The organism is uncultured Kiloniella sp. (assembly GCF_937128705.1).
GTDB lineage: Bacteria > Pseudomonadota > Alphaproteobacteria > Kiloniellales > Kiloniellaceae > Kiloniella.
Window position 1 is genome coordinate 1 of the sequence record NZ_CAKZMP010000206.1, and the last position, 8,403, is coordinate 8,403.

The following is an 8,403-nucleotide window of genomic DNA, read 5'->3' on the forward strand; positions in this document are numbered from 1 at the left end:
TACCACCAGGTTTCTGTGCTGGAATAAATGTCGATGTCAGAGGGAGTGCCCTGCAGGCGCAAAACATCATCCTTATGTGAGCCGCGAGTAAAGTGGCCTGCCGCCGTCGTGGTGGTCGCCGAAGGAATGCTGGGACGCGGCTGCAAACTTGTCTGGGTTTGAGGCTTGGGTTGCGAGACGACAGGCGGTTTATAAGCGGCCTTTACTCTCCGCAGCGTGCTCAGCAAGTCTTCATCAATCCAACCATCCTGGGTGGTTCCAACGTCACGCTGAAAGGCCTTCACCGCGTCGGCAGTCCGGCGACCATAATCGCCATCCACCGGCCCAGGGTCGTAGCCGAGATCGGTAAGAAGCTGTTGAGCCTCTTTGGTATATTTGGCGCTGGGCTTCTTGGGAGCGGTGCTGGTCGATACTCCTGGTGAAACAGATGGATAGGAACGTCCCAACTGTCTGGCCTCGCGAATGGCCTCCGAGACAATCTGGCTTCGGTAGGCTTCCACATCACGTTCAGCTCGAGACTGGGAACCTTCGCGATACCTGTAGCTCCCGCAGCGGCTGTTGTAATCGTTGACGATTCGGTTGAACTCATCGATTCCCGCATTGTTATCAATGACGTCCCGCATCGCTTCAATGCGAATGCCCTCCCGAATGCACCAGCGAATTTCCGGTACGGACAGCACGTTGTTGGTGCCGACCGAAGGCTTTGTATATTGCAGTCCGGCGCTTTGGGTCGTGCTTGGCGTTTGAACTGCCGGAGCCGGAGTGCTCTGCGGGTAGCTGTAGCTTTGCGACGACGAAGGCGGAGTGTATGAGGGTTTCTTGTTGCTTTGATCTCCACTGTTAATCAGCCAGATCACAAAGATGACACCGATAATGCCAAGAATCCATTTGCCGCCCGAACCACCGCCACTTTTGCCAGAGCTCACGGTTTCAATAGGCGGAGGAGAGCTTGTTGTTTTCCGCTCGGGTTCGGAAGGGGCTGCTTCCCGTTGAGGCTGGGGTGGTTGCTTAGGCGTTGATGGCTTAGCCTCCGTTTTTGGCTCCGGCTTTATGGGCTCATTGATGTCACTGACCTCGGACGCCAAGTCAGAGAGCCCTGAAAAGCCTTTTTTGTTCTTGTCGTTATCACCAGCCATGGACACCGACCCCTTCCGTTTCGCACATAAATCTCATGCCGAGCTCCCTCATATGAACGTCAGCCCCCAAGCGCCCAGGCCACCAATGCCAATGCACAAAAGAATCACAGGGGCGCATCCGGAGTTTTTCTTTTTGGCGGGCAGTCCCGTTTCCGGATGCCCATGCGCCTGCGCCAGGTCGCCTATCATCTTTGGCTGGCCGCTTACTCCCAACTGCCGACCCAGGATTTCGAAAAACCTCCGCTTGACCGACTGTGGGCTTGTGTCGCCTTCATAATCACCAAGGTTCAATCGTGTCTCGCCGGTAAAGAGACCAATCATCAGCGGTCCCATTTTGCTGCCACCCTCGGCTTGAAGGAGCTCGCCAGCTTCGCTGCCGAGCATTTTGGCCAGCATGCCCATATCGGCCTGCTCGAGAGCAATGGTCATGATCGGTCGGTGCGATGGTCCATGAGGATTCCTGTCGATGCGGTAGAAAACCGACATGGCGTAGTGATAGGTCATCCCCCGGTACTCGGCTTTCTTCCCCTGCATTTCCATGGTGAGGTCAAGAACGTTCTTCGGCTTTCTCTGAAAGGTCAGGAAGAAATCTCCCCAGATCCAGGTCTCGCCGCTGTCAACGCTCGACCATGGAGCCGGAAGAGTTGGCCACTTGGTCAGCTCCAGCAAGGCGAACACTGATTTTTGTGGTGCTGATGGCTGTGGGCTGGTTTGGCGTTGGGCATGTGGGATAGTCCGGGTGTCCGAGGTCAGATCGGAGAGCCCAGAAAATCCGCGTTTGTTGTCTTTTTCATCCATAAATTTTATTCCCCCAAGAGGCTACTTAGCCTATCGCCACCCTGTTTCCAAAACATTCGAATAACTGCCTCTAAGACATGAATGTTGTCCTCTTCTTGGTAGGAGAACGCTGCAGCCAGCTTCTTACCATCTTTTTTTCCTATACAGAAAACACCGGCGCCATTCCAAACCACCAGTTCGCTCCAACGGCAAAAGATGCGCTCGTTGCTGCCAAAAAGTTTTTTCCTTTCCAGCTCCATACCATGATCACTCATGATGGTAGAGCCGAAATGATACTTTTTCCCCTCTCGAAGTCCCTGTAGGTACTCTGTTAACAAGCGAACACCTACTGCCTTCCATAGACGGTCAATAAAGTTTGAGTAGGTAGCTTCTTTCTTTAGCTCAATTGAGGTGTAATTTGAGCTGTTACCGAAAACGATACTGTAAGTCGTTCCAGTCGGAATGCCATTTACAGAATGCTTGGTACCACCCCATCGAACGCGAGTGATAGAATCTAAATCCCAGCGGCGACCTTTCCACTCAATGCCTTCGGGGGAAATACGAAGCTTATCCTTGAAAATGGCTCCGACTTCCGCCTCATAGGTTATTTCCCTTCGCCACTCTTCAGCCTTGTTTACCAAACCTTCGACATAGCGAAGCTGTTCTTCGGCAATCTCAGCAAGAGCATCTGCATCCTCAGCGGTACGTTCAGCAACCTCACCAACCTCCGCAAACACTTCCTGCAGCATATTCGTGAGTTGCTGCGAGAAATCTAGCTTGCCGTGCTCATTGAACATATGAATCGCCAGGCCGCGAACCAAACCGGCAACTCGGTGGCTGGCGTCGTGATCGAGCCCTCGGCTCTTCGTGCTGACCTGAATCGGCTGAGCGACGGTATCCCAGTTCTTCACAACCTGAATCAACTGGTTCACCATGGGGGCCAAGGTGGAATCGGACCGTTCCGCATCGACGGCGGCTCGCAGTTTTTCAACGAGGGCTTTTATGTTTCCTTCTTCCTTATCAAGGAAGCCCTGTGCTTCGACCTCATAAGAATCAACGAGGTCGGCTATTAGAATAGGGCCATGTTCCTCGCCATCATCAGTCGCGGACTCGACGGCAACGGTGACTGCCTCCACGAGTTCTTTTGGGGAAAGATTGTCGAGGGCCGACTTGATGACCTGGCGATAGTGTCTCCGCCGTTCCTGGATTTCAGCTTCGACGGCAGAGAGATCCGACACTTCCGGAAAACCGGAAACAACTCGTTCCTCGTTGATGATCACGCTCAGCTCATCGGCGTCGAGGTCCTCAAATGCCCATGAGATTTCGAGAATCCATTCCGCCACGTCATCGGCATTGTGGTCAGACAAACGAGCGAGTCCTGCTGCAAGCAGATTCGCCCGAGCAATTGACGACAGGTTATCGACGGCGAGCAAATCCGCTGGCGAAGACTCGAGAAGCGACAGCACTTCTCCCACACGCTTTGGCCCTATGCCTGGCAGCCAGGCGACTTCAGCGGAGAGCCTTTTACGAGGGTTCGTCAACTCCGAACGCGCCTCCATACACTCGCTTGAGGCGAGCAAAAGGCTGCGTTCATCAGCCAGTTCCATGATTCGCCGACGGTTATCGCGGGGGCTGGCATTTAGAATGTGAAAAGGATTTTGTAATAGGTCCATGCTCCCTCCGGTTACTTGTCATCCCAGACGAATCCGATGCGTCTGCTTTTTTTCTCTTGGTCTTTAGGAAGGCTCTTCAACGCGGCCTCAATGCTCTGTTGATCGAGTTCTGTCTTCCCGGCCTTGGCAGCAAGCCGTGCGGCCTCGCGTATGACAAAAGCCGAATCGGAGAGCGCCTTGCCCGTGAGAGCATCGAGGATCTTGTCCACGTTAAGGCCGTCGGCCTTCGGTAGTTTGCTCAAAAGTGAGTTCACCAGCGATGCCACTTCTTCCCGCGACGGCATGCCCACCTCGATGATGTGGTCGAAACGTCCGCGACGCAGAATGGCCGGATCGATCATCTCGATCAGATTTGTCATAGCGATTATCAGTACCTTGTTTTTGATGGCCTCCGGAATCCGCCGAAGGAATTCCGCTACCTCCTCGACGTGATGCAATCCGGACGAGCTGCCGGAGCGCCTATCCGACAGGAAAGATTCCATCTCGTCGATCACGACGACGGATGGAGCCCCATCAATTGCCTTGTCAAAAACCTCGGAGATCTTCTTGCTGGTTTCGTGAATGTAGGGGCTGCCGACGCTGTTGGAATCAATCGAGTAGCTGGGCCAATCGATAAACTCGACAAGCCGCTCCACGGCAAAAGTCTTGCCACAACCCGGCGGCCCGTGGAGGACGATGGCGGAAGGGAAATCGATACCCAAAGCCTGATATTTCTCGGCATTGAAGATGATGTCGATGACGTGCTCGTTGAAAAACTCCTCAAGCTGAGGCCGTCCTGGAAGTTTGAAAACCTTGGCCTTGGCTGATTCTTCAGGCGTTTGCGGCTGTTCAGGTTCGGTTGCCTCCTTGGCAATAGCGGCCTTCGCGTCGCTCTTAGCTTGAGAGGTGGGCTTGCGCTTGGCCAGTAGGCCCGCATCAGCTGGTACGGTAAACCCCGCGGCCTTTACGATTTCGGCCAGATCGCCAGCAGGCATCCACCCTTTCAAAGTGGTCAAACGCCTGAAGGATTCTGTGGAGATAACGACCCCTCCGGTGATCCAGGTACCCAAAACCACTTGATCATCGACGTGGGGTTTCAGCGTCCAGGCGGGGAGAAGTCGGGAGTACTGCTCCACATAAACAGCATCATGAAAGGAGGCATCCTCCGATAATTTCCGAGACTCTTTGAGGGCGAAGGCAAAGGCCAGTGCATCAACCTTGCTTTCCGGGGATTTCCCATTCTCAACCGCCGTCAGGGTGTACTTCTTATGGCTGCTCAGGCTCCGGAATGTTTCACTCCCAAAAGCGACATCCCCGAACAAGGATTCATCGAGGAAGCCGAATTCATCCCACTTTTGCGTAAGTTCCGGACGCGTAAGCAGGATATTGTTCGAGCCATTGGTATCGAAAATCTGCCACTCGTCGCCTGCATAGAGGAGAGACCGGATTTTCGATCCGTCCGGCAACTCAAAGCCTTTAGGCAGCCATAAGTCCTTCGCCATAAATCATCCCCTGATAATGTTGGCTACATCGAACATCTCGTTGTCGGGGCCGCCGCCGATCTGAATCATCGAAAGCTGGGCGACAACGGCGCGAAGCTTTTCAATGTCATCGGAGCGCATGAGTTGCGTGCCGATCTGGGCGAGTTCCTCGAAACGGTGCTTGTCGGCAAACAGGTGGGGCGAGTTGACCATCGATTTGAACCGCTCGACCACGAACCAATCCTGCCGCCATAGGATCTCGAAGTTTTTGCCTTTCAGCTCATCAAGGTGGTGTTCAAAGTCTTTGTCATTTCGGTCGATTGAGCGCTGTGCAGTCTTTGCCAGATTGTCAAAAGCCGACGCCTCTGATGGACGGGCATGTTGGCGGATATACTCATCAAAGAAGGAAACGACGCCATCGAGATCAATCTGTCGGATTTCCTTCAGATGCTCCTTTCGGACCTGGGCAAGAAGTTTCCTTGCCTCGAGAACCTTCTCCATGGCCTCTTGGGACTTCTCGGTCTCAGCTTCCTCTGGATCGAGCGAGACAGCAGATTCAAGCTTCTGACGCGCTTGTTCCAGCTTCGGGTTGTCCACCACCTCGTTGATTTCGTCGATGCGATTCAGCGTTCTTTCGCCTTCCTCGACAACCATGACGGCCGCGGCGGTGTAGTCGAGCTGACCCTCTTGGCGTGAATAAAAGTTCTTACCGGAGTGGAAGGTGCCGCCGATGCAGGGTACGGAGACCTCAATGTTGATGTTGCCGGAGTCCAAGATCTCATATTCGCATTCCAGATCGGCACCGGCGGGAATCACGCCGTCATCGAAGTCGGAGCCGGAAATCTTCAACACCCCGATGGGGCGGTTGTCGGTAATGGGGTCTTCGATTTCGCCTTCCCATAGTTTCAGGTTGAGCGATCCCGAGGCACCGGATTTGAGCGACTCAGCGGCCTTGAATACCTTTTTGCCCTTCTTGGGCAGCGAGTCACCCGAGCGAACCAGATAGTCGAGAACGGGGTGACCGCCAAGTTTCTCCAATACTTCAATGCCAACCGAGTGAGAGGCTGGAATTGCATCCACTGAGGCAGCGGTTCGGGTAATGACGATATTGTCCTGTTGCAGAGCAATGGGTCCGCCTACAGAATCGAAAACAAATACCTTGAAGGTGTTGTCACCAGCTTTTGTCAGGGTGACGTCGATGGTTGCGCCATGCTTGAGAGGCAGGCGGCCTGAGGTCCAACCAGTGTCGACGCAGTCGACCTGAAACTCTGAACCAGATGCTGCTTGCCCAGCGAGCTGCACAGCTATCTTCGCTTTAACATTCGGAGTACGAGCAATGTAATTGAAAGATAGTTCCAGTCCTCCACCGGAGGAGATTTGACCTCGGGTGCTTTTTCGCGATCGGTTCTGGGAACCCCAGTCTATAGATTCAGCGAAAAGACTAGCTCCTTCGGCCACAGCTGTCATTGGATTCACATCGGTATTTCCAGGTATTCCAAGCTCATAAGCAACCTTATCTCTCAGAGGCTTGTAATTGGTTGGACCACCCACAAACACAATTCTCTCAAGGTCATGAGGAGAGAGCCCAGCTTTATTTAAAGCCTCGCGAGCTGAGTTGACCGATTCAGCTACGCGCTCTGCAATTAAATTATCGTAAGTTTCACGTTTTAATTGGATATCGAGATAGATTTCATCTCCGCTCAGATCTCTAACTCGTGTTTCAGTTTCTGAGAGACTAATAACAACTTCCTCGCGCGCTGAAAGTTCAATTTTTGCGCGCTCGGTAGCCCAGGTAGCCAGTCTGATGAGAGATTTATAACTAGGATTCACAGAAAAGTCTTCTGGGAGGTCAAACTTTTCAAGTAACCAAGGACGAACCACATTATCGACTAATACTCGATCGAAGTCCCGACCACCGCACATAGCTATGCCACCATGAGCAAGAAGATTTACCCTTCCTCCAATACTTTCTGCAATGGCAATATCGAGCGTGCCGCCACCCAAATCATAAATTAGAAACATTCCATCTGTATTTCGAGCACGCATGACACTCATTACTGCAGCTACGGGTTCCTGCATAAGTGCAACTTTCCCGATCCCGGCCATACTAGCAGCCTGCATTGTTGCGTCTTTCTGCATCTGGTTAAATGCTGCCGGAACAGTTATTACAGTCCCCGTATCAGAATCATTTCTAATCTCTTCTGGCAAGTACCCGAACAACACTTTTAGTACTTCAGCTGAACATTCCTCGGGAGTCTTGGTAAGATTTACTGCAGATAACTGAATTGGCGTACTTGTTCCCATCACACGCTTGAATAACATCGCTGAGTTGTCTGGGCTATGCGGTGCAGAATCGTAAGCTCGCTTACCAACATATTTATTGCCACGACGATCAATATAAATAGCTGATGGCGTAACATCATTCTGTTCAGGACTCTTCCAGATGCGGGTTTCGGAACCGTCATAGGAGCAGATCGCGCTGTTTGTTGTACCCAGATCAATACCAACGAAATTTTTCATAGTTCCACCTTCCTCAAAGTGACCGTTCCTGTCTTAACCAAACCTTCTTTCCCCATAATGATCGGCTCGAGCATCTGATCGACCTTCAAGGCATCCTTCGTATCGAACTCTTCGATATTCAGCGGAGTGGCGGCCATGCCGGGATCGAAGGGATGCCCTTCGACGTTGACGATGCGCAGATCCGCTTGCTCAAGGGCTTCTTCGACCTTTTTGATAAACCAGCGGAACTGGCTCTTGTACCGGTTCTGTTCCCCAGCATCGAGTTTCATCAGCAGACGGTCAAACACCCGGCCAAAGCGCCAGGACTCAACCGCCATGCTGATCACTGAATCCCTCATGGCCTCGGGGGTCGTTGTGGTTTGCTCAGAGTCCGCCATTAAAGTCTCCTATGAATTGTTGTTCTTATTTCCGTTTCTGAAAATCAAATGGGCTTGCTTGATTTCTCAAATTTTTGCGGTATCCAATCCCGCCGCCTTCAAGCGCTGAGTCAGATTCCGCATCTTGCTAAATTCCGTACCGAAACTACCTCGCAGGCCAACTCTCTCACAAAACTCTTTGGCTGTGATGTTCTTCAACTCATCAGCATATTTGATCATTTGCAGATGTAGCTCAGCAGTGTATTGATTGCGAGGGGCATCACTAAGTGCACTCTTTATTTGCGCAAAAATTTCGTATTCGTTCACTCTGGAACTCCAGCATTTGACGGACACACTATATAAATTAGCTAAATTATATAACAACTGTAAGCGTCCGGCAATCTACACCTAGCTTTTGATATTCCAAGGCAGTAAATCATCGATTTGGCAACCCGGTTTGCAGATTTGGGTTAAACAATAG

7 protein-coding genes are annotated in these 8,403 nt (G+C 52.0%); all 7 read right to left on the reverse strand.

Going from position 1 to position 8,403, the window contains the following annotated elements; genetic code table 11:
• A partial coding sequence (locus Q0241_RS11040; RefSeq protein ID WP_299377312.1) for a peptidoglycan-binding protein occupies window positions 1-1,136 on the reverse strand: 1,136 nt, incomplete at its 3' end.
• Window positions 1,137-1,184: 48 nt separating this feature from the next.
• Complete coding sequence (locus Q0241_RS11045) at window positions 1,185-1,934, reverse strand: hypothetical protein (protein ID WP_299377314.1); 750 nt, start codon at window positions 1,932-1,934, stop codon at window positions 1,185-1,187.
• Between the two features lie 5 nt (window positions 1,935-1,939).
• Window positions 1,940-3,586, reverse strand: coding sequence for a hypothetical protein (locus tag Q0241_RS11050; RefSeq protein WP_299377316.1), 1,647 nt, complete (start codon window positions 3,584-3,586; stop codon window positions 1,940-1,942).
• An 11-nt stretch (window positions 3,587-3,597) separates the two neighbouring features.
• Entirely contained in the window at window positions 3,598-5,067 is a 1,470-nt protein-coding gene (locus Q0241_RS11055) for an ATP-binding protein (protein ID WP_299377318.1), read from the reverse strand.
• A 3-nt stretch (window positions 5,068-5,070) separates the two neighbouring features.
• The gene (locus Q0241_RS11060) at window positions 5,071-7,566 is read right to left on the reverse strand and encodes an Hsp70 family protein (RefSeq protein WP_299377320.1); all 2,496 of its coding nucleotides are present in this window, start codon (window positions 7,564-7,566) and stop codon (window positions 5,071-5,073) included.
• Window positions 7,563-7,943: a hypothetical protein gene (locus tag Q0241_RS11065; RefSeq protein ID WP_299377322.1), complete on the reverse strand. Its 381-nt coding sequence runs from the start codon at window positions 7,941-7,943 to the stop codon at window positions 7,563-7,565. The genes Q0241_RS11060 and Q0241_RS11065 overlap by 4 nt, the downstream gene beginning before the upstream one ends.
• Window positions 7,944-8,009: 66 nt before the next feature.
• Window positions 8,010-8,249, reverse strand: a complete 240-nt coding sequence (locus tag Q0241_RS11070) for a hypothetical protein (RefSeq protein WP_299377324.1) — start codon at window positions 8,247-8,249, stop codon at window positions 8,010-8,012.
• Between the last annotated feature and the right edge of the window lie 154 nt (window positions 8,250-8,403).